Raw genomic sequence first — 26,838 nt, forward strand, 5'->3', positions numbered from 1 at the left:
ACTACCCTTTCAGGACGACGGCGGCGCCCCGGCGCACAGGCGTCTCCAGCCCGAGATTCTCCCGCAGTGTGCGTCCGGCGTATTCCGTGGGGTAGATGCCCCGCTCCTGCAGTTCGGGTACCAGGTGGTTGACGATGTCGTCCAGGCCCGTGGGGACGAGCCACGGCGAGATGTTGAATCCGTCCACCGCTCCGGTCCGGGCATAGTCCACCAGCCGGTCAGCCACCTCGGTGTAGGAGCCGGTGAACGTGGAGTCCCCGCGGCTGGTTCTGGCCGAGACGAACTGCCGGATGCTGAGGCCCTTTTCCTTCGCCTCGGCCCGCCACTGGTCCGCCAGCTGCTTGGCCTTGGCGCCATGGAAGCCGCTGCCACGGGTCTCGGACGTTTCCTCGACCACGGGGTCGATGTCCGGCAGCGGCCCGTCCGGGTCGAAGTCCTGCAGCTCGCGGCCCCAGAACTGTTCGAGGTAGGCGAGTGCCTGTTCGGGGCCTATCTGCAGGCTGCGCACCCATTCCTTCTTGTCCCATGCGTCCTGGGGCGTGGCAGCCAGGATGAATTCGCTGGCCGGCATGATCTTGACGTCGTTCGCGCCGCGTCCCGCCTGAAGCGTGCGCCGGACGATGTCGCGGCGGAAGTCGAGGGCGTCGTCGAGCTTCGGGTGCGCCGAGAAGATCACGTCCGCCTGGCGGGCGGCGAAGTCCCGGCCGTCGGGGGAGTCGCCCGCCTGGAACAGCACCGGCCGGTACTGGGCGCTCCGCGGCAGCCTGGGCAGGTAGTCCACGGAGTAATGCCGGCCTTCGTGCCGCACGCGCCGGGCCGAACCGGGGGCGGCCCAGGCACCGGCAGCCTGCGAGCCGGCGACGGCGCCGTCCTCCCAGGAGTCCCAGGTCTGCTTGGCGGTTTCGACGAATGCCTCCGCGTGGACATAGCGGTCCGCATGGTCCAGGTAGCCACCGCGGCGGAAGTTGGCCCCGGTCCAGGCATTGTCCGTGGTCACGACGTTCCAGGCCGCGCGCCCGCCGGACAGCAGGTCCAGGGTGGACAGCCGGTGGGCCAGGTCCGCGGGATCGTTGTAGGTGGTGTTCTGCGTGGCCACGAGTCCGATGTGCGACGTCACCGACGCGAGGGCCGCCAGCATGGTCTGGGCATCGGGCCGGCCCGCCACGTCCAGGGCATGGGGGCGGCCGAGGTGCTCACGCAGCCGCAGGCCTTCGCCCAGGAAGAAGGCGGCGAAGAGCCCGCGCTCGGCGGTCTGGGCGATGCGGCGGAACGATTCGAAGTCCGTCTGTGATCCCGAGTCGGGTGATTTCCAGATGGTCCCCGAATTCACGCCCTGGAAGAAGACGCCAAGCTGCAGCTGCCCGGACGGCACAAAGCCGCCGCCGATGGAGCGGCCGGTGGATGATTCAGTCATTGTTCTCTCCCTGGCGTGCAGCAGGATGGGCGGCGGGATGGACAGCGGAAGGGGCGCCAGCGGGCGGGGCGGCGTAGCGGCTGGCGGGGCGGGGCAGGCCCAGCAGCTCCCGGAACGTGGTGTCCGGCTGAACCGGTGCCAGCCGGCCGCGGCGGCGCAGCGCGGGCAGGACCAGCCGGGCCAGTTCCTCAAGCTCCACGTCGAGCACCGCCGGGTGCAGCCGGACGCCGTCGACGGTTTCCAGCAGGTCGGCCAGCAGTTCCGTCAGCCCGGCGGCGCTGCCGACGAAGCGGGCACGGGGGCTCTCCCACCGGCTGTGCGCGTCCAGCTCCGCGAGGCGCGCAGCGGCGTCCTGGCCGCGGGCGTCGAGGACGACGTCGAGCTCGGCAATGATGGCAGCCGAGGGCGTGGCGGCGCGGGCGTCGGCGACCTCGGCGGACAGCAGTTCCGGCGTCGGTGCGGAGACGAGCAGCGCGTCGGCCGATCCGGCGGACAGCGGTTCGGCGCTCAGCAGGCCCGCCGGAGCGAGCACCGGCACCTGGCCCTGAAGAGGGCGCGGGATGATCGAGGGGCCCTTGATGGAATAGCTGTCCCCAGCGAAATCGGCATAGTGCAGTTTGTCGACGTCGAGGTAGCGGCCGGTGGCGACGTCGCGGATCACGGCGTCGTCTTCCCACGAATCCCAGAGCCTGCGGCTGACTTCGACGGAGTCGACGGCCTCACGCGCCAGCCCCGCCCCGCCGACAAGCTCGCGCCCCACGGCGGCGGCGTCGGCCGCGTTATCCGACGCTGCGACCAGCCACCCCGCGCGCCCGCCGGACACGTAGTCCAGGCTGGCCAGCTGGGTGGAGACGTGGAACGGCTCGGTGTAGACGGTGTCCACCTCCGGCACCAGGACAAGTGAACTCGTGACGGGGCCGGCGAATGCCGCGCGCTGCAGGGCGTTTAGCCTGCCGGTGATGCCGGCACCGCCAGCGGGCAAGGCTCCGTCCGCGAACGTTGCCACGTGGAAGCCGGCGGACTCGGCGGCCAGCACCGTGGCCCGGATCCGGGCGCCGTCCAGCAGCCCGGTGGGAGCGTGCCGGGCCTTGCGCCACGCCGCGGGGTGAGCGCCGTCGCCGTCGAGTTCGAGCGCCAGGAAGCCCTGCGGTGCACTGACCCGTGTGGGGGCTTGGGCTGCATCGGGAGAAGTGCTCATAGTGAGGCCTGCCTCTCGTAGGGGAGCTGTTCGCCGGCCTCGATGTCCACGGGCAGCCGGTTTTCGGCCGGCGGCAGCGGGCACGTGGCGAGGTCGGTGTAGGCGCACGGCAGGTTCACCGCGCGGTTGAAGTCCAGGACCACCGTGCCATCCGTGTCCGGAGCGCCGACCGTCAGGGAACGGTTCGCCGCATACGTGGTCCGGCCGGAGGTGCCGTCCGTGAACAGCACGGAGAACGTCCCGGGGGAATGGCCGTTGAACGCCGTGAGGCTCAGGTCCTGGCCGTCCAGGCGGAACCGGATCTCGCCGGGGGCGTTGTACACGTGCCGGATGCCCGCGACGGCGGCCCCCACCGTGGTGGGCCTCTCCCGGTCGAACGGCACGTAGGTGCCCTCGACGGCGTAGCGCGGGTCCGGGGCGTAGGCCGGCGTGCCGCGGTACTCGTTGAGCAGCGGGTTCTCCGGGTGCCGGGGCCGGACGATGTATTCACCGCCGCGCTTGGCGAGTTCAACGACGGCGGCGCCGGCCGTGAGGTTGATGCCGTCCCGTTCGGCGATCGGACCGAACGCAACGGTGACGGTGCCGCCGTCGGGGTTCAGCTCCCTGCCGTCGCGTATGAGACTTTCGCCGGGCTCAAGAACGACGGTGACGGCGTCGTCCTTCACGCTCCAGATGCCGGGAACGCCGTCCAGGCGGGCGGGTTTGGCTCCCAGCCAATGCAGGTGCGTGACCGCGAGGAAGCCGTGGGGGTCGGCGCGGTGGCGCTCGTGCGCGGCGTGCCAATCGTTCCAGTTGGCGGCGAAGGCGGCGGTTTGGCGGTCGTCGTTGCTTTCAGTGCGCGTAGACGTGGGCATGGTCGCTCCTGTGGTTGTCGTGGTCGGTGCTGACGGCGGAGGCCGCATCCGGTTCGGTGGCTCCCGCTGACTCGGGACGGCCGCCGAAGGGATCCGCGGACTCCCAGAGGGTGGTGGGTGCTGCGGTGCGCACGGCAGGGATGACCTCGAGCGCGAACCGCTCCAGAATGTCCAGCTGCCGTTCGAAGGGAAGGGTGGTGGGAAGGGAAATGGACTGCAGGTCGTGCCCGTACAGGGCGTGGTAGCTCAGGATCTTGTCGATCACCTGCTCCGGGCTGCCCACGAGGGACGGACCTTCCGCGACGGCGTGGTCGATGTCCCGGAAGGGTGAGTTGTTGCCAGGGACATTGCGCGCAGCCGTGAGGGCCTCGTACACGGGGCCGTACTGGCGCTTGGCCTCCTGCGTGGTGTCCGCGATGAACACTCCGCCGGCTCCGCTGCCGGACCCTAGGTACCGGTGCAGCGGGTCGTGGCCGTGGCGCTCGTACTCATCCGTGTAGTGGTCGATCAGCACCTTGTAGTTTTCCCGCGGCTGGATGGCGTTCGCGGTAAACAGGGGATCGCCCCAGCGGGCCGCCAGCGCCGCGGAGGTCAGGGTTGTAGCAGACCCGTGCCAAATCCGGGGAGAGCCCGCGTACGGCCGCGGCGTGGTGGTGGTCCCGTTGGAGAGGGCCGGGCGGAAACGGCCCGACCAGGTCACGTCCTCCTCGCGCCAGAGCCGGCGCAGCAGCCCGTAGTTCTCCTCCAGCAGGTCCCACTGGTCCGCGAGATCCAGGCCGAAGAGCGGGTACTGCAGAACCTCGTTGCCCTTGCCGATCACCAGTTCCAGCCGGCCCCGGCTGAGCTGGTCGATCGTGGCGTAGTCCTCGGCCACCCGCACCGGGTCCAGGACGGACAGGACGGTGACGCCGCTCTGCAGCCGGATCCTGTCCGTGACAGCGGCGATGGCGGCCAGCACGGTGGTGGGTGAGGACGAGATGAATTCACCGGCGTGCCGTTCACCCACCGAGAAGCTGTCATAGCCAAGCTCCTCCGCCCGCTGCGCCGTCTGCACCACCTGGTTCAGCCGGTCCGCGGTGGAGACGACCGCCCCCGTGAGGGTCTTCCCCAACAGGGGGGTCTTCAGGTGCGGGATGATGTCGAGGACCTGGAATTTCATTGTGTCTTCCCTGCAGGAGCAGTCCCGAAGTTGGCCTCTGTGACGGTGGTGGACTCCGGCAGGGCTTCCTCGGACAGGCCCCAGCGTTCCAGCACCTTGGCATAGGAGCCGTCCTTGATGGCGGAGTTCAGCGCGTCCGTGATGGCCGGGGCCAGGCCGTTGCCCTTCAGCGTGGTGGCCGCCACCAGGGTCTCGGACGGCCAGCCGGCATTGACCTTGCCGACGATTTTGAGGTCGTCGCGGGTGTTTTCGCGGTAGGTGGTGGAGGGGTACGGCGCAATATTCAGGTCGGTGCGGCCGGAGGACAGCGCCAGGATGGTGTCCGCGTCGGAGGAGTAGTACTGCAGCGTGGCCGGTGCCTTGCCCTTGGCCTCGAGCTCCTTGTTCCAGGCCAGCAGGATCTTCTCCTGGTTGGTGCCCGAGCCCACGGAGACCTTCAGCCCGGAGATGTCGTCGGCGCCCTTGATGTTGTAGCTGGAGCTCTTCTTCGCCTCGAATCCCATGAAGGCGGCCCGGTAGCTGGCAAAGTCGAACAGCTTGACCCGGTCCTTGTTGATGCCCACGTTGGAGAACACGGCTTCGAAGTCGCCGGACTGGGTTTTCAGCGGCCAGTTTTCCCAGGAGGTGACCTGGACGTCGAGCTCCAGGCCCAGCTTGTCCGCCACGAGCTGGGCGATGTCCAGCTCGGAGCCGATGGGTGTCTTGTCGTCCGTGGCGTGGAAGGACAGCGGGATCGCACCTGCAGTGGTGGCAACGGTCAGCTTGCCGTCGTTGCTGATCAGCGCCGGGACCTTCGCTGCCAGGCCGGCGTCCTTTTCGGCGCGGATCCGCTGCTGTTCGGGCGAGGTGTTGTAGACGACGCCGTTGCGTGCCGCCGTCGTGCCCGTGGAGCCCGAGGCGCCGGCGGTCGCCGCCCCGGGATCGGAGCAGCCGGCGAGTGCTGCAGTGCCAAGGAGTGCCACCGCACCGAAAAGTACGACGGCGGACGGGCGGGGAAAGAGTGCCATGGAGCTTCCTTAGATGTTGAAGGCGGGTTCGATCACCTTGGAGAAGAAACTCCGGGTGCGTTCTTCCTGCGGGTTGCTGAAAATGTCCTGCGGAGGGCCCTGTTCCACGATCCGGCCCTGGTCCATGAACACCACCGTGTCCGCCACGTCCCGGGCGAAGCCCATCTCGTGCGTGACGATGATGAGGGTGGTCCCTGATTTTGCAAGTTCGCGGATCACGTCCAGCACTTCGTTGACCAGTTCGGGGTCGAGGGCGGAGGTGGGCTCGTCAAACAGCAGGATCTTGGGGTCCAGCGCCAGCGCCCGGGCAATGGCCACGCGCTGCTGCTGGCCGCCGGACAGCTGGCGGGGGTACGCGTCGGCCCGGTCGCGGAGGCCAACCCGGTCCAGGAGCTCAAGGCCGCGCTCGCGGGCCTCGGCCTTGGAGCGGCCCTGCGCGACGACCGGAGCCTCAGTGACGTTCTCCAGGGCCGTGAGGTGCGGGAACAGGTTGAAGTTCTGGAACACCATGCCGATTTCCCTGCGCTGCTTCAGGATCTCCTTTTCGCGGAGTTCGTGCAGCCTGCTGCCGCGAACCCGGTAGCCCACCAGTTCGCCGTCGATGGCGATGAAACCGCCGTCCACCTTTTCCAGGTGGTTGATGGTTCGCAGCAGGGTGGACTTTCCGGAACCGGACGGGCCCACGATCACGGTCACGCCGCCGGGTTGCACGGTGAGGGTGATGCCCTTCAAAACCTCGGCGGCGCCGAAAGACTTGCGGACTTTCGTGATTTCCACGAGCCCGCGGGTGGCGGGCGGTGCAAGGGTGGCCGTGCTCATCGGAGGCTCCTGACGGGGGCGTGGGTGGCGAAGAATTTCCGTGCCTTCTGCAGCGGGGTGAGCGGCAGGGTGCGCACCGCGCCCTTGGAGTAGTGCCGCTCGATGTAGTACTGGAAGACGCTGAGCACCGACGTGATCACGACGTACCAGAGCGTGGCCACGAGGAGCAGGGGCAGGACCTGCTGCGTGCGGTTGTAGATGACCTGCACCGTGTAGAAGAGCTCCGAGTAGGCAAGGACGTAGACGATGGAGGTGCCCTTGACCAGCCCGATGATCTCGTTGAAGGCATTGGGAAGGATGGCGCGCATGGCCTGCGGCAGGACGATCCGGGTTGATCTGCGCCATGCCGGGATGCCGAGGGCTGCCGCTGCCTCGAGCTGGCCCTGATCCACAGACAGGATGCCGCCGCGGATGATCTCCGCCGAGTAGGCCGCCTGGTTCAGGGTCAGGCCGAGCACTGCTGCCGCAAACTGGCTGATCAGTGTGGTGGTCTGGACCTCGAAGAACCGGACGTCCGTGAAGGGGATGCCCAGGCTGATCTTCTCGTAGAGATAGCCCAGGTTGTACCAAAGCAGCATCTGGACCAGGAGCGGCGTGGACCGGAAGATCCACGAGAACGTCCAGGACACCGAGAGCAGCAGAGGCGAGGAGGAGAGCCGCATCAGGGCGAGGATGAAGCCCAGAACGAACCCGAGCACGCCTGAGATGGCCGTGAGCTTGAGCGTCTCCGCGAGACCGTTGATCACGGACCGGGCGGTGAACCACTGCGCCACCACGCCCCATTCCCAGCGCGGGTTCGTCGCCAGCGACCACGCCACAGCGGCCACGCCCAGCGCCACCACGGCGGTGCCCACCCAGCGCCAGGGCCGGGGAGCCGGGACGAGGGGATAGTCCGCGTAGTCGACGGCAGCGCGGGTTGTCCTGTCGGCGACGACGGCTGCCGGCTCAGGGGCGGACTGCGACACGCTGGTTACTGCTGAACTCATGCGCCACCTCGCTTCTTTCGGTTGAACTTTCCGGTCGTTTGGCTGCCAATCTAGGGGCGCCGGAAAGCCGCGGCAAAGCGTCAAGTTGCATTGGTTCACGGGGCTTAGCGGGGCGTCATGAGTCGAATTCTTGCGCGCATTTACGCGCCATGACGCGGAGTGAACGGCCGTTACCGGCCCCTCGACGGAGGCCGGTTTCGGACCCTAGCCTGAGGGCTTCCACCCCGTCCCGTTGACCCGTTCAGGAGAGCCGATGCCTTCGCAGAACCCGTCCGTTGTTTTCCTCGGCGGCGGTCCGCGGACCGCGGGAATTCTGGAGCGGCTCGCCGCGAACCGGCCGGAGCTGGCCGACGGCCCGTTCCACATCCACGTTGTGGAGCCGTACGAGCCCGGGTCCGGCAGGATCTGGCGCTTCGGCCAGCACCCCGGGCTCATGCTGAATTCCGCGGCCGCGGACGTCACCATGTTCACCGACCAGTCAGTGCAGTGTGAAGGGCCGGCTGCCGATGGTCCGGCCCTCGCGGCCTGGGCGGCGGGAGTGCTGGATGGCACCATTTCGGACGTCCCGGAGTTGCCGGCTGCCCTGTGGGAGCAGCTCCGTTCGCTCCGGGGGAGCACCTTCCCGACGAGGCAGTTGCAGAGCAAGTACCTCGAGTGGTTCTTCCGCCGGGCCGTGCGGGCTTTGGGCACTGATGTCAGCGTCACCGTCCACCGGGACACCGCGGTCGGCATCGAACCCGGGCCCGACGGCGCCGGGTACAGCGTGCGGCTGGCCGGCGGCGGCGCGTTACGCGCCGACGTCGTGGTCACCGCGCTGGGTCACACCGATTCCCAGCCGGATCCCGCCTCTGAACGCTGGTCCCGTTTTGCATCCCGGCACGGCGGGTTCCATGCAGCACCCAGCTACACCACCGACGTCGACTATTCGCCGATTGCGCCGGGACAGGACGTCATCGTCTCGGGCATGGGCCTGGCGTTCATTGATCTGCTGGTGCTCCTGATGGAGGGCCGGGGCGGCCGGTTCGAGGAGACTTCCGGCTCCGGCCTGCGTTACGTTCCGTCCGGCTCAGAGCCCCGGCTGTGGGCAGGATCCCGGCGCGGCGTGCCCTACCATTCCAAGATTTCGTCGACCCTCCGCGGCGAGCCCGCCGGAGACCCGCGGTTCTTCACCGCCGAGGCCGTCCGCGGCCTGCTGTCACGCCACAGCGAGCTGGATTTCCGCAGGCAGCTGTGGCCGCTCATTGCCAAGGATGCGGCGTACGGCTACTACCGTGAGCTGTTCACCGGCAGCCCGGAACGGGTCACCATGGGCTGGGCAGAATTCTCCACCCGGTTTCCCGCCCTCGACTGGTACAGCAGCGCGCGCCGGGAGCTCGTGGCCACGGCCGTCCCCGATGCCGCGCTGCACTTGGACCTGGAGCGGCTGGACCGGCCCTTCGGCGGGCGGCGGTTCGCCGGCCACCACGACGTCCAGGAGGCAGTCCGCGGGTACATCGAACATGACCTGGAGCTGCGGACCGGCCCCGACCATCCGGAAACGCTCGCGCTGTTCACCGCCCTGCTGAGGGTCTATATGGAGCTGGGCCGGATCGTCCCGCTGGAACGGCTGAACGCGCGGTCCCAGCAGGACGTCCAGGGCTGGTGGCACGGTTTCTTCAGCTTTGTGGATTCCGGGCCCCCGCCCCGGCGGCTGCGGGAGATGCTGGCGCTGCACAGGGCAGGGCTGTTGCAGTTCCTCGGGCCCGGGCTGACGGTTGCCGCGGATGAGCTGACCGGGCATTTCGTGGCGACATCGCCGCAGTCGGATGTGACGGTCCGGGCGAAGGCCTTCATTGAGGCCAGGCTCCCCGGACCGGCGGTGGCGCGGTCCGCCAACCCGCTGCTTCGGTCACTGCACTCCGCCGGGATCGGCACTGAGCAGCAGCTCCTGACCTCCGAGGGCGCACAGTCCACCGGACGGCTCCTCGTCTCGTCCGGGCACGAGCTGGTGGGCCGCGGAGGGAAGATCCGGGGCAGGCTGTTCGGCGTGGGACCCGGGACGTCCGGCTGGGGCGCGGGCGCGTTCGCCCGCCCGGGAACCAACGCCGCTCCGTTCCGGGAAAATGATGCCCTCGCCAGGAAGATCCTCACTGCCGTCGCCGAGCTCACCCAGCCCTCTTACCCCTGTGCGTACCCTTGTGCCCGTCCCGTTGCCGCCGCCGTCGGAAAGGCGTGATCATGGAAACCGTGCCACCAACCGCCCTGCCGCGGTCCACGCCTGACACGACGGACGTCGCCGTGCTGGAACTGCACATGGACGACGTCCGCGTCCGGCCCCTCCTGGACGAGCTCGCCGTCGAATACGACGCCCGCTACGGGGACCTGTTCGGCAGGGGCTCGGCCGCGGAGGAACTCAGCAAATATCCGGCCACCGAGTTCCAGGCGCCAGGCGGCGCCCTGCTGATTCTCCAGGAAAAGGGCGAGTCCGTGGCGGGCGGAGCCTTCCGGCGCTACGACGCGCAGACGGCGGAGTTCAAGCGGATCTGGACGCACTCGGCGCACCGCCGCCGCGGGCTGGCCCGGCGGGTCCTGGAGGAGCTGGAACAGCTCGCCGCCGCGAGGGGGTACAGCAGGATCTACCTCACCACCGGTCCGCGCCAGCCGGAAGCCAAGCACCTGTACCTGAACGCCGGGTACACCCCGCACTTTGACCTCTCCGCCGATCCGGAGACCATCGGACGGCTGGCGTTCGCCAAGGATCTCAGGCCGCGAAGCGGCTGACTAAGGGGCTGACGAACGGGCGGGTCCCGGCCCCGGCTGCAGGAAACGTCATGGCCCGCGCCCGTTGCCTGCTTCTCCGCATGCGAATAGCCTGTGTCTCGGCAGTGTTCTTCAAACCTTGTTGGGGGGAGGCTTGAACGGCCTCATCTCTGAGGGCACTCGCCGGAAAAGGCTGGCTCCATGGTCTCAGCACGCCTGGAGCCAGCTTTCGGCACTTCAGCGCGCTGCTACCCGGACGATGGCCTGCTGGGTATATTGACATCAATGGGTAGGTTCCGGTCAGCCCCCTGGGGCTGAACTTTTCTCCGCATGTGGAAGTCCGGGAAGTGAGGATCGGGTGTCTCACGCAATTCCACCGGGGGCCAGCCGGCGGCTTTACAACGAAGACCTCGCACCGGCCGAACATCGTACGTGGGGTTTCTATTCGCTGTTTGCGATGTGGATGTCCGATATCCATTCGCTCGGCGGATACACCTTTGCGGCCGGCCTTTTCGCGTTGGGCCTGGGTGCGTGGCAGGTGTTCCTTGCGCTGGTGGCGGGGATTGTCATCGTTTTCTTCCTGATGAACTGCTCCGGATACGCCGGCCAGAAGACCGGTGTTCCCTATCCCGTGCTCGCCCGGATCTCCTTTGGAACGTTTGGCGCCAATCTGCCCGCCCTTCTCCGTGCGCTCGTGGCCATCGCCTGGTACGGCATCCAGACGTGGCTCGCCTCTCGGGCCGTCATCATCATCGCGCTGAAGATCTGGCCCGAACTGGCGGTCCTGACGGAGAACAATTTCCTGGGCGAATCGACGCTGGGCTGGCTGGCTTTCGTGTTGATGTGGGCGCTCCAGCTTCTTCTCCTGCGGAACGGCATGGAGACGATCCGCAGGTTCCAGGACTGGGCCGGTCCCGCCGTGTGGGCGGTGATGGGAGTCCTGGTTGTTTACATCCTGATCCATGCCGGATGGAAGATTTCCGTCGAACTGCCGGGCGGACAGGCGCAATGGGGGGTGGCACATGCCTTCTTTGCCGCCGTAGCGCTGACAGTGACCTATTTCTCCACCTTGATGCTCAACTTCTGCGACTTCTCCCGGTTCGCGCCATCCCGGAAGGCGGTGCGCACGGCGAACCTGTGGGGGCTGCCGGTGAACTTCATCGCCTTCTCCGTGGTCTCCGTCGTGGTCACTGCCGGAACGTTCCAGGTGTACGGGGAGCACATCTATGACCCGGTTGAGATTGTCGGGCGGATCGACAACATCTGGGCGCTTCTGCTCGGCGCCGTCACCTTCGCGGTCGCAACGCTGGGCATCAACGTTGTGGCGAACTTTGTCTCGCCGGCGTACGACCTCGCGAACGCCTGGCCCTCGCGGATCGATTTCAAGCGCGGCGGCCTGATCTCGGCAATGATCGCGCTGGTCATTACGCCCTGGAACCTCTTCAACAGCCCCGTGGTGATCAACCTTTTCCTCGGAGGACTCGGCGCGCTGCTCGGGCCGCTGTTCGGGATCATCATGGTTGACTACTACGTGCTCCGCAAGCAGCACGTGCTGGTTCGAGACCTCTTCCGGGAAGAGGGGTACTACACGTATACGGGCGGCTGGAACCAGAAGGCGGTCATTTCGTTCCTCGTCTCGGCTGTCCCGGCCGTGGTCTTTGCGCTCGTTCCCGTATTCGGCGCCATATCGGCGTTCTCCTGGTTCATCGGATCAATCCTGGCGGCCGTGGTCCATTACTTCATCTCGCGCCATGACCGGAGCCTGGCCGAGTCGATCACGGCCGCCGTCGCCGACGATACAGCTGAGCCGGGTGGGACAGAGACGCACATTCCGCAGGCCCGCTGAGCGCCCTGGCCGGGGGCAGTGGTCTGAGCATCAGCTCCTGCGGGCGCGGCTGCCACGCAGGCGCTGTACCTCGGCGGTGTCCGCGTATGCGGCCTGGGTGCCCTTCCTGGTGGCGGCCAGAGCCGCAGCCACGGAGGCAAACGCGGCCGCCTCTGCCAGCGATTCCCCGGCAGCCAGCCGCGCGGCCACCGCGCCCGTGAAAGCGTCGCCGGCCCCGGTGGTGTCCACCGCGGCGACCTTGGTGGGTGGAATCCGGGTGATTTGTTGTGTGCCGGCGGCCTGGGAATCCAACACCACGGAACCGTGGGCACCCAGCGTCACCAGCACCCGCTGCAGGCCGCGGCCTGCAAACTGACTGCGCACCGGCTCCCATTCGGCGGCGTCCGCATCCGCGGCGGGCATGGCGTCCTTCCCCAGGAACAGGGAGGCCTCATGCGCGTTCACCAGCAGCACGTCGCTCAGTCCGGCAAGGGCCTGGGGCACCTCGGCGTAGGGCGAGAGGTTCAGCAGGACCGTTGCGCCGGCGTCGTGCCCTGCCTGGGCGGCGGCAGCAACCGTGTCGAGGCCGACCTCCAGGCAGAGACAGACCACTGCGGCGTCGTCGAAAACTTCCCCGGCGGCCTTGACGTCCGCCGGGGACAGGCTGCCGTTGGCGCCGGCCGAGATGATGATGCTGTTCTCGCCGGCAGCGTCGACCGAGATGATGGCGACGCCGGTGGCGGCATCGGCGGCGCGGCGCACGCGCGAGACGTCCACCCCGGCGCGTGCCGTCGACTCGAGGAGCATGGCGCCGTTCGGGTCGTCGCCGATGGCGCCCACCAGGCTGACCTGGCCGCCGAGTTTGCTGGCAGCCACCGCCTGATTGGCGCTCTTGCCGCCCGGGTTGACGGCGAAGCCGTCGCCGTGGACCGTCTCGCCCGGCTGGGGGAGCCGGTCGCAGTAGATGGTGAGGTCGGCGTTGAGCGAACCAACGACGACGATCCTCGACAACGGAGCGCTGGCGCCGGCGCTGGGTTCGGTGCTCATGCGGTGACCTCGGCGTGGATGGGCTTGGGGATCAGGAGTGACGCGGCGAAGGCTGCCGTGGTGATGGCGAGGCCCACGACCACGACGGTCAGGTAAGACGCCCTCGCATCCGCCAGGGACGACGTCGCGACGAGGGCGGCCGGGAGGACCAGGAAGCTCAGCCCAGCGCCGAGGTTGAAGGCGCCGGCATTCATGCCCGGAAGGAAGCCGGGGTTGCCGGGCGGCGAGAGAACCACACCGAGCCCGTTCAGCATGATGTTGACCGTACCGGCGTACGTGATCCCCAGCAGTGCCGTGCCGGCCATCATCATCGGCAGGTTGTTGAGGCCGAGGAACGCGATGATCGCCAAGGCCGCCAGGCTGCCCAGCAGGCCGATGCGCAGGACCTTTGTGTAGCCCAGGACCGGGGCCAGCCGGCCACTGATCGGCCCGAAGAGCCAGCCCAGCAGGGCGTACGGCGTGAGGATGAGCAGGGACATCTCGGTGGGGCCGACGCCGAAGCCCGGGTCGGCCGCCTGGACGTACGCCGGGACGATGCCGTTGATGACGGCGAAAATGCCGGTCATGGTGAGCGTGGTGGTAAGCAGCGGCGCCCAGGTGGAGCGCTGGCGAAGGTGCACGGTTTCCACCATGGGCGACTTTGCCCGCTTCTCCACCCACCAGAACGCGCAGAACGCGGCGGCCGCCAGCACGGTCAGGCCGACAGCGAGCGTCAGGGTGCCGGCAGAGAAGGCCGTGGCGAGCTTGGAGCCTTCGTTCAGTGCGGTCAGGAGTGCCCCCACCGCGATCACGATGAAGAACACGCCCCGCCAGTCCATGCTGGTGCCTGCGGCCGGCTTGCTCTCTCCGGCCAGGACGGCAATCAGGACCGTTGCCGCCAGGGCCAGGACGACCATGAGCCAGAAGATGCTGCGGAATCCAAAGTTCTCGGCAAAGTAGCCGCCAACGAACGAGTCGACGCCGGCCACCCCGCCGTTGACCGCCGTGATGAGTCCCATGAGGGCACCGTACTGCCGCGGGTTGCTGACCGCGGAGCGGAGCATGATGAGGCACAGGGGTACGGTCGGGCCGCTGACTCCCTGGATGATGCGGCCCACGAAGAGCCAGGTGACGTCGGGCGCGAGGGCAGCGATGACCGAACCGACGGCCATCAGCAGCATCATGCCCAGCAGGATCTTCTTGCGGCCCACGATGTCACTGAGGCGCGGGAGGAATAGCGAGAACAAGGCCGCGGCTGTGAAGAACCACGTTTGGGACAGGCCGATGACGGCCTGGTCCGTGTGAAGCTCGTTGCCCATGGTGACAAGGGCCGGGCTGAGCATGGAGGCATTGAGCTGGAACGCCACGCAGGCGGCCAGCAGTGCGACGACGAGCGCCGTGACGTTGGCGCGGGTGGACTTGGTGTCGGCGATCAGGGTGGTCATTTACTTGGCCCCTCCTGCAACGGCGCCTGCGGTAACGGCCCCGGCCACAGCGGTGACCTCCGCTGCCATGGCGGCGGGAGCGCCGCCGTCGGGCTCTCCGATCCGGATAATCGCGTCGGTGACGAGGTCCCAGAACTTCCGATGGTCAAGGTCCACCGCGACGGACGTGTGGCAGTCGTCCGGGGCCGGCGCGCGGAAGTCGGCCACGGTCATGCCGAGCGTCAGTTTCCCCTGCAGCTCAATGTCCACCGGGACTTTGCGGGTGGTCATCACGGTGGGGTCGATGACGTAGGCAACTGCGCACGGATCGTGGACCGGCGGGTAGTCGAAGCCCTGTGCGTCCTTGTAGGTCTTGGTGAAGAACTCCATCAGTTCCAGGACGAACGTGGCCGGTTTGGTGCCGATGGCCGCGATCCGGTCAACAATCTCCGGCGTGGCCAGTGCCTGGTGCGTGAGGTCGAGGCCCACCATCACCACCGGCCACTTTTCGTTGAACACGATGTGCGCGGCTTCGGGGTCGATGATGATGTTGAATTCGGCCACGGCGCTCCAGTTGCCCACGTGGTAGCCGCCACCCATGAGGACGACTTCCTTGACGCGTTCCACGATGCGCGGTTCCTTGCGCGCCGCCATGGCGATGTTGGTCAGGCCCCCGGTGGGGACCAGGGTGACCGTGCCGGGTTCATGCGCCATCACAGTTTCGATGATCAGGTCGACGGCGTGGCGGGGGTCCAGCTCGATGGTGGACTCGGGCTGGTCGGGGCCGTCCATGCCGGTCTCGCCGTGGATGCTGGGGGCCGTTTCGATGGTGCGGACCAAGGGGCGGTCGCAGCCTGCGGCGAACGGGACGCCTGTAATGCCCGCAATCGTGGCGACCGAGAGTGCGTTGCGGGTGACCTTTTCGAGGGTTTGGTTGCCCACGACGGTTGTGACGGCGAGCAGTTCGACATCCGGGCTGCCGTGAGCCAGCAGCAATGCCACTGCGTCGTCATGTCCGGGGTCGCAGTCAAGAATGATCTTCTTGGGTGCCAGGGCAGGGGGCTGGGATTCCATGGTTGTCTCCACGTCATTGGGGTAAAGCGTTCACGGGAATTCTGGCATCCCTCCGCGGCGTACGTCAAGCGCTTAACGTGAAGTGCGTCAAGCGCTTGATGCCATGTGATGCCTGAAAGCGCGAAACCTTGGCTACGATCGATACATGGACACCCTCGATCGGCCCAACGCCCGGGCGCCCCGTGTCACGGCCGCGATGGTGGCCGAACGCGCCGGCGTTTCCACCGCCACGGTGTCGTTGGTGGCCAACGGAAAAACCCGAGGGCGCGTGTCTGAGGACAACATTTCGCGTGTGCGGCAGGCCATCTCCGAGCTGGGCTACGTGGTGGACGGCATCGGAAGCTCGCTGGCCAAGGGCGTGAGTTCGATCGTCATCCTGGTGGCCCCGGATATCTCCAACCCGTTTTTCGCCAAGGTGATCGCCGGAGTGCGGGAGTCGCTCGGCGCCTCCTATCAGCTGCTGCTGTCCGTCACGGACGCCGGGGAATTTCCGCAGGCTGAGGACGTCCGGAAGCTCATGGCGCTCCGGCCCGCCGGCCTCCTGGTGGATGCCCCCAACGCCGGCTTCCTCGACGAACTCTCCGTAGCCGGGCCCCTGGTGCTGCTTGATGCACCCGGCCTGGAGGGCTACGCCGCCTCCGTAAACCTGGACGTCGCGCACGGCGCACGTGAACTGGCGGCGCACCTGGCCGATTCAGGGCACACGCGTGCGGCCTACATCGACAGCGTGACCGGTACGGCCACCTTCGACGTGCGGCGCAACGCGTTCCTGGAGGAGGCCCGGGCACGCGGGATCTCGGTCCCGCCGGACTGCACCATGAGCACCACGATCGACGTCGGGGCGGCCGCCGAGGCGTTCGCCCGGGCCTGGCCGGAGTGGCAGCGTTCGGGGGTCACCGCCGTCGTGTGTGGTACCGACACACACGCCTACGGTGTGCTGCAGGAGGCGCGTGTGGCCGGTGTCCGCATTCCGCAGGAACTGGCCGTGGCGGGCTTCGACGATCTGCCCTACTCGGCAACGAGTAACCCCGGCCTGACCAGCGTGCATCTGCCGGGGATGCCGCTGGGACGCAAGGCCGGCCAACAGCTCCGGGCGCTCATGGAGGGACTGGAACTCGAGGAACCGCACGTGACGCTCGACAGCTCGCTGGTGGTCAGGGGTTCGACGGGCTAGTTGCGTCGCTCCACGGCCTCGGCAATCCGCTGCGCTGCCCGGACCACGAGGCTGCCATGGTCCTGGCCGGGAGATTCGGATACCCGGGCCAGGGGCATGGCCAGGCAGACCGCGGCGATGATTCCTTCGTCGGCGCGCACGGGGGCGCTGACGGAGCCCAGTCCGGGCGTGCGGGAACCCACCGACTCGATCCAGCCCGCTGACTCCAGCTCGGCCAGGGCATCCTCTTCTGCCGCGAGGAGGCGGCCGCTCGACCCCTGGGGCAGGGGCAGCCTGGAGCCGGGAGGCAGGGTGGCACGGAGTTCGTGCCGGCTGTCGGCGCTGAGCAGGCAGACGCGTTCGTCGCCCCGCCGCACCCACAGCTGCGCAGTCTCGCCGGTTTGGTCCCGCAGGTCATTGAGGACAGGTATGCCGGCATTCTCCAGGGCTGACCGGACGAACCGGTCCCCGAGCCGGAAGGCGCCACTGTCGGTGCGGCGCAGGAAGTCGTAGTCGGCCAGCTGCAGCGCCAGGCGGTGCGCCGTCGACAGTGACAGTCCGGTCCGCCGGGACAGCTCGCTGGCTGAGACGGCGGACCGGCCCACGGCATCAAGGATGGCGGCGGCGCGTTCGAGGGTCCGGTTGCTTCCGTTGGTGTCAGTAGACGGCATGTGGCCAGCTTATGGTGTCCGCTTAGCCGCTGGCGGCCACGGACTCCGCCATGAACTCGGCCACCACTTTCTGCGAAATGGCTACGTCGAGGACGAACACGCCTTCCTCGTGGGTGGTGAGCCACTCGTGCAGCTGGTCCAGGTCCGCCAGCGTGCGGGCTTTGGTGCCTTGGGCGCCAAGTGCACGTCCGACGGCGGCGAAGTCCACTTCGTCAATCAGCATCGCCTGGTCGTGGAGCCCCTTGGCGGCGTACTGGTGCAGCTCTGCCCCGTAGGCGGAGTCGTTGAGGACTACGACCACACCCTTGCGGGTGGCCCGGAGGAAGGTCTCGAAATCGGCCAAACCCATCAGTCCGCCGCCGTCGCCGCTGACCAGGACGGTGATGCGTTCCGGGCGGGCCGCCGAGACGCCGGCGGCGGAGCCGAAGCCCAGGCCGATGGACTGGAAGGCGGTGCCTACCAGGACCATGGCGTGCGGGTCGGGGACTGAAAGGTACATTGGCGCCCAGCCGATGAAATGCCCGCCGTCCATCACCACCGAACGTTCCGCCGGCAGGATGCGGTCCAGGGCGGCGACGACCGCTCGCGGGTTCAGTCGTCCGTCGGGGCCGAACTCGTCGGGGTCCTCGCTCGGGCGGGATGACCGGAACTCCGCCTGGGATACTTCCGGGACCTGGGCGCGCCAGGTGGAGGTGGCTGTTGGGAGCCGTTCCAGCAGTCCCTCGATGAACGGGCGGATGTCCGCCCGGATGTACTCCGCTGCGGGGTGTCCCGGGTCCGGTTCGTTGTCCACGCGGATGATCCTGGTTCCTGCGGGGAACAGCGTTCCGTAGCGCGTTTGGAAGGTGTTCAGGCTGGCTCCCACTACCAGGACGACGTCGGCGTGGCGTGCGACGTCGAGGCGGTGGCTGCGGGTGAATCCGCCGGCGATGCCCAAATCCCACGGACTATCGAAAACGTTGGCTGCCATGACCGAGGTCATGAAGAGTGCGCCGTGCCGGTCTCCAACGGCGCGCAGGGGCTCGGCAGCCTGGGCCAGCAGGACGCCGCGTCCCGCCAGGATCAGCGGCCGTTCCGCCCCGGCGAGGAGGTCCGCCACGCGGTCCAGTTGGGCCGGTTCCGCGGGCCATATGGGCTTTGCGGGCAGGGGTTCTAGCGGTTCCGGGTCCGAGGGCGGGGCGGTGGCGAGGTCGTAGGGAATGGCCAGCACCACGGGCTGGACGGTCTGCAGGGCTAGGTCGAATGCACGGTGGGTGATGGCGGCGGCGTTGCCCGGGCCCGCCACGAGGGTAACGACGCCCGCCGCATCAGCTGCCTTCGTCTGGTCGATGTCGAACGGCCGGGGACCGCTGGAGGGTGCGTCTCCCACCACCAGAACCAGCGGGATCCGGGCGATCCGTGCCTCGGCGAGGGTGGTGTAGGCGTTGGTGAAGCCCGCGCCGTAGGTGGTGGTGGCGGCCGCCACGCCCCCGGTTGCCCGATGGTAGGCATCTGCCATGGCGACGGTTGCGGATTCGTGCCGGGCCGAGGTGAAGGGAAAACCACGGCGGGTCAGCCGGCTGATGAGGTGGGCGTTGCCGTTGCCCATCAGTCCGAACAGATGCCCTGCGCGCTCGGCCACCACGTCGGCGACGATCGCGGACACATGGCTGTCGTCCGGCAGGGCAGTGGCCTTGCCGCCGGCTGGAAGTTGGGTGCTGGCGCTCGTCATGGCTTCTCTTATCTTTCTGTCTTCGGGCAAGGCACTATCGGGCGGAAGGGACCAGCGGCACAGCGCCGCGGTGCTTCCGGGCCAGCCCGGTATAGGTGGTGGCGTTCTGGCTGCAGTGCTCGATTTCTTCGGGCGTGAGGGGGCGTCGCACCTTGCCGGGGACGCCTGCCACCAGTGATCCCGGCGGAACCTCTGTGCCCTCCAGCACTAGCGCGTTTGCGGCGATCAGTGAGCCGGCGCCGACGACGGCGCCGTTCAGGACGGTGGCATTCATTCCGATGAGCGCGCCGTCACCGATGGTGCAGCCGTGCAGCACGGCTCCGTGGCCCACGCTGACCCGGTTGCCGATCAGTGCCGGATAGCCCGGATCGGCGTGGACAACGGCGCCGTCCTGGATGTTGCTGTCCGCGCCAATGCTGATGTCCTCCATGTCCGCCCGCACCACGGCGCCGTAGAAGATTCCCGTGCCCGCGCCAATGGTTGCGGAGCCGACGACGGTGGCCGTGGGGGCCACCCAGGCGTCGCCGGAAATGGCGGGTGTGCGGCCGTCAACGGCCAGGACGTTGTCAATCATGGTGGTCCTTTGGGTGAGGTGAAGGGGCGGTGCCCCGCAGTAGTGGCGGGGCACCGCCGTCGTAATCCATGCTGCTTTGTGTAAAGGCCGTCAGGCTAGGAACGGGACGATCAGCGAGGTCACGAAGAGGACCAGCGCTCCGCCCAGGCGGTTGGTGAGGGCCGCGAACGGCATGAGGTGCAGTCGGTTCGCGGCGCTCAGGACGGCCACGTCGCCGCTGCCTCCGGTGTCCGCCATGACCAGGCCGGGCGTGATGGAGGCTTCCACGAAGTTGAATTTCACCAGCCAGCCGAGGACGCCTGAGGTCAGGGTCGCGATGATGACGGTGCAGACCGTGAGAAGGATGAACAGCGGGTTGCTCAGCGAGGCCAGGACCTCTGTGATGTCGATGTAGGTGAGGCTGACGCCCACCAGGAGCGCGGGAACCAGGACGGCGCCGATCAGGTCGCCCCAGTCCGCGGTGGAGTCTTCGACGTCCTGCGGGAGCAGTCCAAAAATCTTGACGGCGGCGGCGGCGATGATCGTCCAGGCATAGGGGTGCAGCCCGGGGAGGAACGCGGCCGCGAGGTTTCCGAAGATGAAGAGGCTGCCGGCGATGAGCAGTCCTTTGCCCAGGGCGATGAAGGAGGACGTGTCGCGCTTGGGCGGCAGGGCCAGCTCATCGGAGCGGCCGCTGATCCGCAGCAGCTGGCCGTGGCCGTTGAACCCGATGAAGAGCTGCTTCTTGCGCTTGCCCAGCCCGTTGTAGATGCCGGCGATGAGGATGCAGACCACGTTGGCCATCACGACCGCGGACATCAGGTCCCCCATGAAGGTGGCAGAGTCCCCGCCGGTTGCCGACGCGTACATCTCGGACATGGGCAGGGCTCCGACGCCCAGGCCGCCGGCCATAATGGGGGCGGCAATGAAGAGGATGCCTTCGACAAACCCGAAGCCGGTCAGCGCGGCAATTAGCCCGACCAAAACGAACGTGGCGATGAGGCAGCCGATCAGGGGGACGGCGAAGCGTGGGCCGGCCTTCAGCAGCAGTGCCCGGGGCATGCCAAGGATGGAGCCGGCGATGATGCCCACCACGAAGAAGTCCAGGAAACCCTGTCCATCCACGAAGTTCTGCACAACGGTGATGATGTTCTCCGGCATCAGGCCGAAGAAGGCGAGGGTGGCGGGTGCAAACGTGCACAGGACGGTGGGGAGCCCGAAGTCCCGGACCACCGGGAACAGGTTGCCGATCCAGATGAACAGCCCGCCGAGCAGGATGGTGGTGGCAAAGCCGACAACCATGGTGTCCGGAAGGTTGCCCGTGAGGGCGGCGGCAAGGACCAGGCCCGCGAGGACGAGGTAGAGGGGAGCCGGGACGCTGGCGATCCGGGATCCCAGCCGGCCGGGGTGGTGGGTCCCGGGCCGCGGGCCCGCGGTGCGGGTTACCGGATGTTCGATGCCGCCGGCGGGGCCGGGGGAGGTCTCGCTCATGGCAGTGTCCGTTGGGTCGTCAGTGAGTTCCGTGGTGCGTGGGCTTGTAGACATCATCGTCTCCAAAACGGTGAGTAGGAATTCTTATTGTGGTGTGCTGTGTGGGACTGGGGTGGAAAGTTCCTGGCGGGCAGGTTTGGCGGGCGGGTTTTAGCGGGCGGGGTCCAGCAGCCCGGCGGCGGGGGAGTGCATCACCACGTCGCGGGCCAGCCGGACGGCGTCGGCGAGGCGGTCCTCGTCAATGCCGGTGTCGTGGCCCGTGTCGTGCAGGTGCCGGACCAGTTCCTCGGTGGCGATGTTGCCGTGCGCCCCGGGGGCGAACGGGCAGCCGCCGTATCCGCCCAGTGCGGCGTCAAAATGGACGACGCCGGAGTCCACCGCTGCGCTCGCCGTCCCCAGCGCCTGGCCGTGGGCGTTGTGGAGGTGGAGGTAGTAGGTCAGGTCCGGTTCGGCGTCGCGGACGTGCTGCAGGCTGGCCATCACCTGGTCGGTGGGCGAGGTGCCCAGGGTGTCCGCGAGTCCGATGTCGGTAATGCCCATGTCCTTGAAGGCGCGGACCACGCGCAGCAGGTAGCCGGGGTCGATACTGCCCTCGAAGGGGCAGGTGAAGGCGGTGGAGATGCCCGCGAAGAAGCGGGCCTGTGGAAATCTGGAGACGGCCGCGCCGAGGCTGGCGAGGGCATCCTCGATGGCTTGCCCTGCGTTGGCGTTGCTGTGCGCCTGGCTGGCCGAGGCGACCACCTGGATGTCTGTTGCCCCGGCGTCGACGGCCCGTTCGATACCCTTCCCGTTGAGCGCCAGGCTGGTATAGGTGACTCCCGGGACTGCCGTCAGGGAGGAAATGATCTCTGCGGCGTCGGCCATCTGGGGTACCCGCTTCGGGTTCACGAACGAGGCCGCTTCGATGCGCTTCACGCCCGCGGCGACCAGGGCCTCGGCAATTTCCAGCTTGTGCGCTGTTGACACGATGACCGGTTCGTCCTGCAGTCCGTCGCGCAGGAAGACGTCGGTGATTTCCACCTGCATGTCAGCGCACCCCCTGCAGTCCGAGCGCGGCGATCTCGTCGGCGTCCATGCCCGCGAGCTCCTGCAGGACCTCTGCGGTGTGCTGGCCCAGCTCCGGGCCGACCCATTTCACGCGGCCCTCATGGCCGGGAATCTTCGGCACGACGCCTGGGAACCGGATCAGCTCGGGCTCGTCCTCGATGACCACCTCGTGGGCCTGGATCATGTCGCGCGCCAGGTAGTGCTTGTCCACGGCGATGCTCGGGGCGTCGTAGACCGGACCGGCGGGGACCCCGGCGTCGTCCAGCTTGTCCAGCACCTCGGTGAGGGGCATGCTGCCGGTCCAGGCGGAGATGGCGCCGTTGAGTTCTTCCTCACGGGCGCCGCGGGCCTCCGTGGCGAGAAGGGTTTCGTCTCCGGCGAGGTCCTCGCGGCCAATCGCCCGCATCAGGCGCACGAACACGGAGTTGGAGTTCCCGCCGATGACCACCTCCAGGCCGTCGCCACAGAGGTAGGAGCCGGTGGGTACGACGCCGGGCAGCGCGCCGCCGGTGCGCTGCCGGACCATGCCGTACGCGTCGTAGTCCGGGACCAGAGATTCGAGCAGGCTGAAGACGCCTTCGTAGAGGGCGACGTCGACCACCCGGGACGTGCCGGTCTCGAGGCCTCGGGCCTTCTGCAGCATAAGCATCAGGGCGCCGATGACCCCGTAAAGTCCGGCGACGGTGTCACCCATGCTGGCGGCGGCGCGGCCGGCGGGCCGGTCCGGCTCGCCGGTGATGTAGCGCAGGCCAGCGAAGGACTCTGCGGAGCTGCCGAAGCCGGCACGGTTCTTGTACGGGCCGGTCTGGCCGTAGCCGGAGATGCGCACCATGACCATGTCCGGGTTAAGTTCCTGGAGCACGTCGGGGCCAAGCCCCCACTTCTCGAGCGTGCCGGGACGGAAGTTTTCAATGACCACGTCGCACTGGGCCGCGATCTTCTTGACCGCCTCGCGCCCGGTCTCCGAGCGGAGGTCCAGGGCCACAGACTTCTTGTTACGGCCGATGGTGCGGAACAGCATGGACGTGGTGCCGCGGGTCTTGCGCCAGTCCCGCAGCTCGTCGCCGCCCTGGGGCTTTTCAATCTTGATGACCTCGGCACCGAAGTCACCAAAGAGCCGGGCCGCGAACGGCGCCGCGATGAAGCTGCCGAGCTCCAGCACGCGAATGCCTTGGAGCGGGAGGGAGTTGCCCTCCAGATGAAGTTCCTGCGTCATGTGATTCCTGCCTGCGTCTTTGAGTGCAAGACTTCCCACCTGATGGGAGATGCTTGTCATTGGGCGGATAGACAGTAGCAGGGCACTGTGACCGGCGCAACACCTTTGCGCGGGCGACGGTGATGGGCGAATTGCGCGGGGACCAGCGGGACCGGGTCTTATCAAGTTGAGCGCGAAACCTACCAGCCAGTACCTTTGAGGCGGCAACCTCCGCATATCCCCCATGTGCGGAGGTTGCTTCGTTAACAGCCAGGCAGGGCAGCCTGCTCCAGGCGGGACCGTTTAAAGGGCAGGGTCTCTGAGGGGCGCCTCTGCCGCCGCCTGCGCGTAGGATGCCGAGACCCTACGGTAGACCGGCGTCAGAAAGGCCAGCAGCGCGGCCGCGATCATGATGACCCCTGCAACCAGGAACACCAGCGCGATGCCGCGGGAGGTGCCCTCGCCCAGCAGCGGGGCAAGCTGGGCGGCGCCCTCAGCGGACCGTGCGTAGGGGATGATCCAGACCTGGGCGATCGGCGCGATGAGGAACGCGGTGACCGGCGCGGCCGCGGACTCGAAGGCCATGGCGAATCCGAACACCCGGCCCTGCCGGGGCAGGGGCACCACCTGCTGGATGACCGTCTGCTCGGCGGCCTCCACGAAAGGCACCAGGACGAGGTACAGCCAGATGCCGGCGATGTACAGCCACGCCCACTCCCGCACCGTGAACACCGCACCGAGGGCCCCCATCAGGACCACGGCGATGAGAAGAGTGCGCAAGGGGTTGGACCCGAGTCCGAACTTGCCGATCAGCGCGCCCCCCACGAGGATCCCCGTGAAGCCCACCGCGGAGAAGACTCCCCACAGCTCCACAGGGAACATCTCCAGGCCATACGGGTCCATGAGGGCCATGTAGACGCCGCCGATGAAGTTGTTGAACGTGGAGAACAGGATCAGCGCGAACAGTCCGGCAACGGCCAGCACGGCGGCGAGGGAGCCGCGCAGGTCGAATCCGCCGTGCGCGTCGGTGGCGGCCGCGCGCACCTCCTCGGGCATGCGCAGCGTGAGCAGGTGCGCGAAGGCCAGCGCCGTGAGCGCCAGGGCGACGGCGATCGTCCAGCCCATGCCCAGCAGCCCGACCGACAGCCCGGAGAGCACCGAGGTGACGATGAACATCAGGCCCTGCACCATGCCCACCAGCCCGTTGGCGTTGGCGCGCCGATCCGGCTCGATGAGGATGGTGACCGTGGTGGAGAGGGCGATGTTGCGCATGTTCTCCACCACCGCGCCGATCAGGATGACGAGGGTGAAGACCCAGAACCCTGGCTGTGTCAGGTCCAGCAGCCAGGCGGTGGGTGCCAGCAGGAACATGACTCCTGACAGCACGAACATCACCAGAGTGAAGGCGGCGGCGAAGCGCATCACGGCCAGCTTGCGGTAGCGGTCCACGAAGGTGCCGAAGCTGATGCTGGAAAGGGCGATCAGCAGCATGTAGGCGCCGCCGACCACCCCGGTGGCGATGACGTTGCGCGTCTCCAGGTACACCCAGAACGTCAGGGCGAACCACAGGTAGCTGGTGGTGACGTTGGCGAGCGCAGTGTTCACCAGGATCCCGGCGAAGGTGCGGGACCGCTGTGCCGGACTGCGCACTGAAGTGTCGACGGCGTCCGGATCGGCCCAGACCGGGGCCGGTTCCTGCTCGGTCATGCGTCCCAGTGTAATGACAACGGGCCGTCGTGGACACGATCACCGCACGGTCACCGCACGGTCACCGCGCGGTCACCGCACGGTCACCCCACGGTCACCCCCACCCGGCTTGCGGCACGCCCGGTGGCGCGGCCGCGGCTCAGAACAGCGGCGAGAAGCCGTTCCAGCCGGGACCCACCTGAACCCGCGGGAGGTGGCCGCCGGCCCCGTTGCCGGGATACAGCCACAGCACGCCGGCGCCGTCGCGCGCGAGGATGTCGGTCCTGCGGTCGCCGTTGAAGTCGCCGGGGCCCACGACGGCGGTCATGACGTTCCAGCCGCCGCCCACCCTCGTGCGGGGGAGCCAGCCGCCGGTACCGTTCCCGCCGTAGAGCCACAGCGTCCCCGTGGCGGTCTCCCTCGCAAGAACGTCCACGGCGCCGTCGCCGTTGAAGTCGCCGGGTCCAGCCAGGGCATTGAAGGTGTTCCATCCGGTTCCCACACGGAGACGCGGCAAGAATCCACCGGTGCCATTTCCCCGGTAGAGCCACAGGTGTCCGGTGGCGGTTTCCCTCGCCAGGACGTCCACGCGCTGATCGCCGTTGAAGTCGCCGGGGCCCACGATGGAGTTCATGACGTTCCAGCCGGCGCCGAGCCGCAGGCGCGGCAGGAAGCCGCCGGTGCCGTTGCCCCGGTACAGCCACAGGATGCCCGTGGAAGTCTCCCTGGCGAGCACATCCAGCGGGCCATCGCCGTTGAAGTCCCCGGGTGTTTCAAGGGCGAAGCCGTTCCAACCGATTCCGATCAGGACGCCGGCCAGCCTGCCGCCCTGCCCCGTACCGCGGTACATCCACAGCTCAGCCCGGGCCGTATACCGGGCCAGGATGTCGTTGTTCCAGTCGCCGTTGAAGTCGGCTGTTGCGCCCGAGAGCGTTGACGCCGGAATAGGCAGCGGCGTGAACGCGTAGGGATCGCAGGTGAGGTCGTAGTCCCGGGTGTTGTCGTACCACTGCGAAATATAGACCCGCCCGCCGGAGAAGCTCGGCTGGCGGCAGCGGTCCAGCGCTTCGTTCGGGTAGTCGAGCATGCCGGCCGTGGCCCAGACCGGCACGCCGGGGAGCCGCCACGAGCCGGTGATGCTTGCCCAGCCGGAGGTAAACGAGTAGAGGCCGTATGAGTAGCGGGCATCGCGCAGGCCCCGCATCAGGCCCTCGATGAGGTACCGGTTTTCACGCTGCTGCACTGCTGTGGCCGTGGGCCAAGGCTGGGCGGGCCGGGGTTCGACGTCGATCCAGACCACCCGGGGTGCGAAGCCCGTCTTGACGAGGCTGGCGATCGCGAAGCGCGCCTCCGCGTAGCCCACGTTGGACAGCTGCCCCGCGCGGGTGGCGGATGACCAGGGTCCCTGCGTCCTGTAGGTGGCGAGCTGCGCGGCGGTGGGGAAGGCCGCCATGGTGTACGCCTGGGCAGGCTTGCGGTTGTCGGTCGCCCACTTCAGCTGGCTGGCCAGGCACGGGTTTTCGGTGAAGGGGAGCCCTTTCGTCAGGCCGATGACGACGAACTGGGACGAAGCGGGCGGAAGGGGCAGGCCAAAGCCGCCCACCGCCGTCGGGCATTGCGGCCAGGAGATGTCATGGCCCCGCAGCGACACAGCCTGCGCAGGAGGGGCACCCGGAGCGGCCCCCACGATCAACGCCAGAAAGACAAGGACCGCGGTCAGGAGGCGCAGCGCCCGTGCCGCGGTCACGCCCGCCACCCGCTTCCGGCGGCGGCCACAGGGCAGCTGCCGGTGATCCGCTCGGTGCA

The 26,838-nt window shown here is 67.9% G+C and carries 22 protein-coding genes; 4 read left to right on the forward strand and 18 right to left on the reverse strand.

What is annotated here, in order from left to right; all coding sequences use genetic code 11:
• Position 1: 1 nt before the first annotated feature.
• The 7 genes from JYA52_RS19825 to JYA52_RS19855 are packed head-to-tail and all read right to left on the reverse strand — an operon-like array spanning position 2 to position 7,437.
• Positions 2–1,414: an NtaA/DmoA family FMN-dependent monooxygenase gene (locus JYA52_RS19825; RefSeq protein WP_205655039.1), complete on the reverse strand. Its 1,413-nt coding sequence runs from the start codon at positions 1,412–1,414 to the stop codon at positions 2–4.
• Positions 1,407–2,612 (reverse strand): LLM class flavin-dependent oxidoreductase, encoded by a 1,206-nt coding sequence (locus JYA52_RS19830; RefSeq protein ID WP_205655041.1) that lies wholly within the window; start codon positions 2,610–2,612, stop codon positions 1,407–1,409. The genes JYA52_RS19825 and JYA52_RS19830 overlap by 8 nt, the downstream gene beginning before the upstream one ends.
• Complete coding sequence (locus JYA52_RS19835) at positions 2,609–3,466, reverse strand: DUF1684 domain-containing protein (RefSeq protein ID WP_205655043.1); 858 nt, start codon at positions 3,464–3,466, stop codon at positions 2,609–2,611. Before JYA52_RS19835 ends, JYA52_RS19830 begins: the two co-directional genes overlap by 4 nt.
• Complete coding sequence (locus JYA52_RS19840; RefSeq protein WP_205655044.1) at positions 3,444–4,625, reverse strand: LLM class flavin-dependent oxidoreductase; 1,182 nt, start codon at positions 4,623–4,625, stop codon at positions 3,444–3,446. The genes JYA52_RS19835 and JYA52_RS19840 overlap by 23 nt, the downstream gene beginning before the upstream one ends.
• A complete protein-coding gene (locus tag JYA52_RS19845; RefSeq protein WP_205655046.1) occupies positions 4,622–5,632 on the reverse strand; it encodes an ABC transporter substrate-binding protein in 1,011 nt (336 codons plus the stop codon). The genes JYA52_RS19840 and JYA52_RS19845 overlap by 4 nt, the downstream gene beginning before the upstream one ends.
• Before the next feature lie 9 nt (positions 5,633–5,641).
• Entirely contained in the window at positions 5,642–6,451 is an 810-nt protein-coding gene (locus tag JYA52_RS19850) for an amino acid ABC transporter ATP-binding protein (RefSeq protein ID WP_205655048.1), read from the reverse strand.
• Positions 6,448–7,437, reverse strand: coding sequence for an amino acid ABC transporter permease (locus tag JYA52_RS19855; RefSeq protein ID WP_205655050.1), 990 nt, complete (start codon positions 7,435–7,437; stop codon positions 6,448–6,450). Before JYA52_RS19855 ends, JYA52_RS19850 begins: the two co-directional genes overlap by 4 nt.
• Before the next feature lie 253 nt (positions 7,438–7,690).
• On the opposite strand from JYA52_RS19855, the gene JYA52_RS19860 reads away from it, so the two are divergent.
• The 3 genes from JYA52_RS19860 to JYA52_RS19870 all read left to right on the forward strand — a co-directional run bounded on the left by JYA52_RS19860 (position 7,691) and on the right by JYA52_RS19870 (position 12,022).
• On the forward strand, positions 7,691–9,652 hold the full coding sequence (locus JYA52_RS19860) for an FAD/NAD(P)-binding protein (RefSeq protein WP_205655051.1): 1,962 nt from the start codon (positions 7,691–7,693) through the stop codon (positions 9,650–9,652).
• Positions 9,653–9,654: 2 nt separating this feature from the next.
• On the forward strand, positions 9,655–10,197 hold the full coding sequence (locus JYA52_RS19865) for a GNAT family N-acetyltransferase (protein WP_205655053.1): 543 nt from the start codon (positions 9,655–9,657) through the stop codon (positions 10,195–10,197).
• Positions 10,198–10,534: 337 nt separating this feature from the next.
• Positions 10,535–12,022: an NCS1 family nucleobase:cation symporter-1 gene (locus tag JYA52_RS19870; RefSeq protein WP_205655055.1), complete on the forward strand. Its 1,488-nt coding sequence runs from the start codon at positions 10,535–10,537 to the stop codon at positions 12,020–12,022.
• 30 nt (positions 12,023–12,052) lie between these two features.
• On the opposite strand, the gene JYA52_RS19875 is transcribed toward JYA52_RS19870, so the two are convergent.
• From JYA52_RS19875 to uriH, 3 genes are read right to left on the reverse strand one after another with little or no spacing between them, the layout of a single operon-like run.
• Complete coding sequence (locus JYA52_RS19875) at positions 12,053–13,048, reverse strand: ribokinase (RefSeq protein WP_205655057.1); 996 nt, start codon at positions 13,046–13,048, stop codon at positions 12,053–12,055.
• On the reverse strand, positions 13,045–14,472 hold the full coding sequence (uriT, locus tag JYA52_RS19880) for a uridine transporter UriT (RefSeq protein ID WP_205655059.1): 1,428 nt from the start codon (positions 14,470–14,472) through the stop codon (positions 13,045–13,047). Before uriT ends, JYA52_RS19875 begins: the two co-directional genes overlap by 4 nt.
• The gene (uriH, locus tag JYA52_RS19885) at positions 14,473–15,525 is read right to left on the reverse strand and encodes a uridine-preferring nucleoside hydrolase UriH (RefSeq protein WP_205655061.1); all 1,053 of its coding nucleotides are present in this window, start codon (positions 15,523–15,525) and stop codon (positions 14,473–14,475) included.
• Between the two features lie 196 nt (positions 15,526–15,721).
• Here uriH and JYA52_RS19890 point away from each other — a divergent pair, with 196 nt between their 5' ends.
• On the forward strand, positions 15,722–16,699 hold the full coding sequence (locus JYA52_RS19890; protein ID WP_205655287.1) for a LacI family DNA-binding transcriptional regulator: 978 nt from the start codon (positions 15,722–15,724) through the stop codon (positions 16,697–16,699).
• Here JYA52_RS19890 and JYA52_RS19895 read toward each other — a convergent pair.
• The 8 genes from JYA52_RS19895 to JYA52_RS19930 all read right to left on the reverse strand — a co-directional run bounded on the left by JYA52_RS19895 (position 16,696) and on the right by JYA52_RS19930 (position 26,779).
• Positions 16,696–17,349, reverse strand: coding sequence for an IclR family transcriptional regulator (locus tag JYA52_RS19895; protein ID WP_205655063.1), 654 nt, complete (start codon positions 17,347–17,349; stop codon positions 16,696–16,698). The genes JYA52_RS19890 and JYA52_RS19895 overlap by 4 nt on opposite strands.
• Positions 17,350–17,371: 22 nt before the next feature.
• Positions 17,372–19,060 (reverse strand): thiamine pyrophosphate-binding protein, encoded by a 1,689-nt coding sequence (locus JYA52_RS19900; protein WP_205655065.1) that lies wholly within the window; start codon positions 19,058–19,060, stop codon positions 17,372–17,374.
• 34 nt (positions 19,061–19,094) lie between these two features.
• On the reverse strand, positions 19,095–19,634 hold the full coding sequence (locus JYA52_RS19905) for a gamma carbonic anhydrase family protein (protein WP_205655067.1): 540 nt from the start codon (positions 19,632–19,634) through the stop codon (positions 19,095–19,097).
• 90 nt (positions 19,635–19,724) lie between these two features.
• Positions 19,725–21,158, reverse strand: a complete 1,434-nt coding sequence (locus tag JYA52_RS19910) for a 2-hydroxycarboxylate transporter family protein (protein ID WP_240460554.1) — start codon at positions 21,156–21,158, stop codon at positions 19,725–19,727.
• A gap of 96 nt (positions 21,159–21,254) precedes the next feature.
• Positions 21,255–22,130 (reverse strand): hydroxymethylglutaryl-CoA lyase, encoded by an 876-nt coding sequence (locus tag JYA52_RS19915; RefSeq protein ID WP_205655069.1) that lies wholly within the window; start codon positions 22,128–22,130, stop codon positions 21,255–21,257.
• Between the two features lies 1 nt (position 22,131).
• Entirely contained in the window at positions 22,132–23,367 is a 1,236-nt protein-coding gene (locus JYA52_RS19920; protein WP_205655071.1) for a CaiB/BaiF CoA transferase family protein, read from the reverse strand.
• Positions 23,368–23,649: 282 nt separating this feature from the next.
• Positions 23,650–25,053 (reverse strand): MFS transporter, encoded by a 1,404-nt coding sequence (locus tag JYA52_RS19925; protein ID WP_205655073.1) that lies wholly within the window; start codon positions 25,051–25,053, stop codon positions 23,650–23,652.
• Positions 25,054–25,192: 139 nt separating this feature from the next.
• On the reverse strand, positions 25,193–26,779 hold the full coding sequence (locus tag JYA52_RS19930) for an FG-GAP-like repeat-containing protein (RefSeq protein WP_307869465.1): 1,587 nt from the start codon (positions 26,777–26,779) through the stop codon (positions 25,193–25,195).
• Between the last annotated feature and the right edge of the window lie 59 nt (positions 26,780–26,838).

It is taken from the genome of Arthrobacter pascens (assembly GCF_017052465.1).
Classification (GTDB): domain Bacteria; phylum Actinomycetota; class Actinomycetes; order Actinomycetales; family Micrococcaceae; genus Arthrobacter; species Arthrobacter pascens.

Coding starts and splice junctions, on each gene's coding strand:
- JYA52_RS19825 (WP_205655039.1), bottom strand. CDS start 1,414: ATGACTGAATCATCCACCGGCCGCTCCATCGGCGGCGGCTTTGTGCCG.
- JYA52_RS19830 (WP_205655041.1), bottom strand. CDS start 2,612: ATGAGCACTTCTCCCGATGCAGCCCAAGCCCCCACACGGGTCAGTGCA.
- JYA52_RS19835 (WP_205655043.1), bottom strand. CDS start 3,466: ATGCCCACGTCTACGCGCACTGAAAGCAACGACGACCGCCAAACCGCC.
- JYA52_RS19840 (WP_205655044.1), bottom strand. CDS start 4,625: ATGAAATTCCAGGTCCTCGACATCATCCCGCACCTGAAGACCCCCCTG.
- JYA52_RS19845 (WP_205655046.1), bottom strand. CDS start 5,632: ATGGCACTCTTTCCCCGCCCGTCCGCCGTCGTACTTTTCGGTGCGGTG.
- JYA52_RS19850 (WP_205655048.1), bottom strand. CDS start 6,451: ATGAGCACGGCCACCCTTGCACCGCCCGCCACCCGCGGGCTCGTGGAA.
- JYA52_RS19855 (WP_205655050.1), bottom strand. CDS start 7,437: ATGAGTTCAGCAGTAACCAGCGTGTCGCAGTCCGCCCCTGAGCCGGCA.
- JYA52_RS19860 (WP_205655051.1), top strand. CDS start 7,691: ATGCCTTCGCAGAACCCGTCCGTTGTTTTCCTCGGCGGCGGTCCGCGG.
- JYA52_RS19865 (WP_205655053.1), top strand. CDS start 9,655: ATGGAAACCGTGCCACCAACCGCCCTGCCGCGGTCCACGCCTGACACG.
- JYA52_RS19875 (WP_205655057.1), bottom strand. CDS start 13,048: ATGAGCACCGAACCCAGCGCCGGCGCCAGCGCTCCGTTGTCGAGGATC.
- uriT (WP_205655059.1), bottom strand. CDS start 14,472: ATGACCACCCTGATCGCCGACACCAAGTCCACCCGCGCCAACGTCACG.
- uriH (WP_205655061.1), bottom strand. CDS start 15,525: ATGGAATCCCAGCCCCCTGCCCTGGCACCCAAGAAGATCATTCTTGAC.
- JYA52_RS19890 (WP_205655287.1), top strand. CDS start 15,722: ATGGTGGCCGAACGCGCCGGCGTTTCCACCGCCACGGTGTCGTTGGTG.
- JYA52_RS19895 (WP_205655063.1), bottom strand. CDS start 17,349: ATGCCGTCTACTGACACCAACGGAAGCAACCGGACCCTCGAACGCGCC.
- JYA52_RS19900 (WP_205655065.1), bottom strand. CDS start 19,060: ATGACGAGCGCCAGCACCCAACTTCCAGCCGGCGGCAAGGCCACTGCC.
- JYA52_RS19905 (WP_205655067.1), bottom strand. CDS start 19,634: ATGATTGACAACGTCCTGGCCGTTGACGGCCGCACACCCGCCATTTCC.
- JYA52_RS19910 (WP_240460554.1), bottom strand. CDS start 21,158: ATGTCTACAAGCCCACGCACCACGGAACTCACTGACGACCCAACGGAC.
- JYA52_RS19915 (WP_205655069.1), bottom strand. CDS start 22,130: ATGCAGGTGGAAATCACCGACGTCTTCCTGCGCGACGGACTGCAGGAC.
- JYA52_RS19920 (WP_205655071.1), bottom strand. CDS start 23,367: ATGACGCAGGAACTTCATCTGGAGGGCAACTCCCTCCCGCTCCAAGGC.
- JYA52_RS19925 (WP_205655073.1), bottom strand. CDS start 25,053: ATGACCGAGCAGGAACCGGCCCCGGTCTGGGCCGATCCGGACGCCGTC.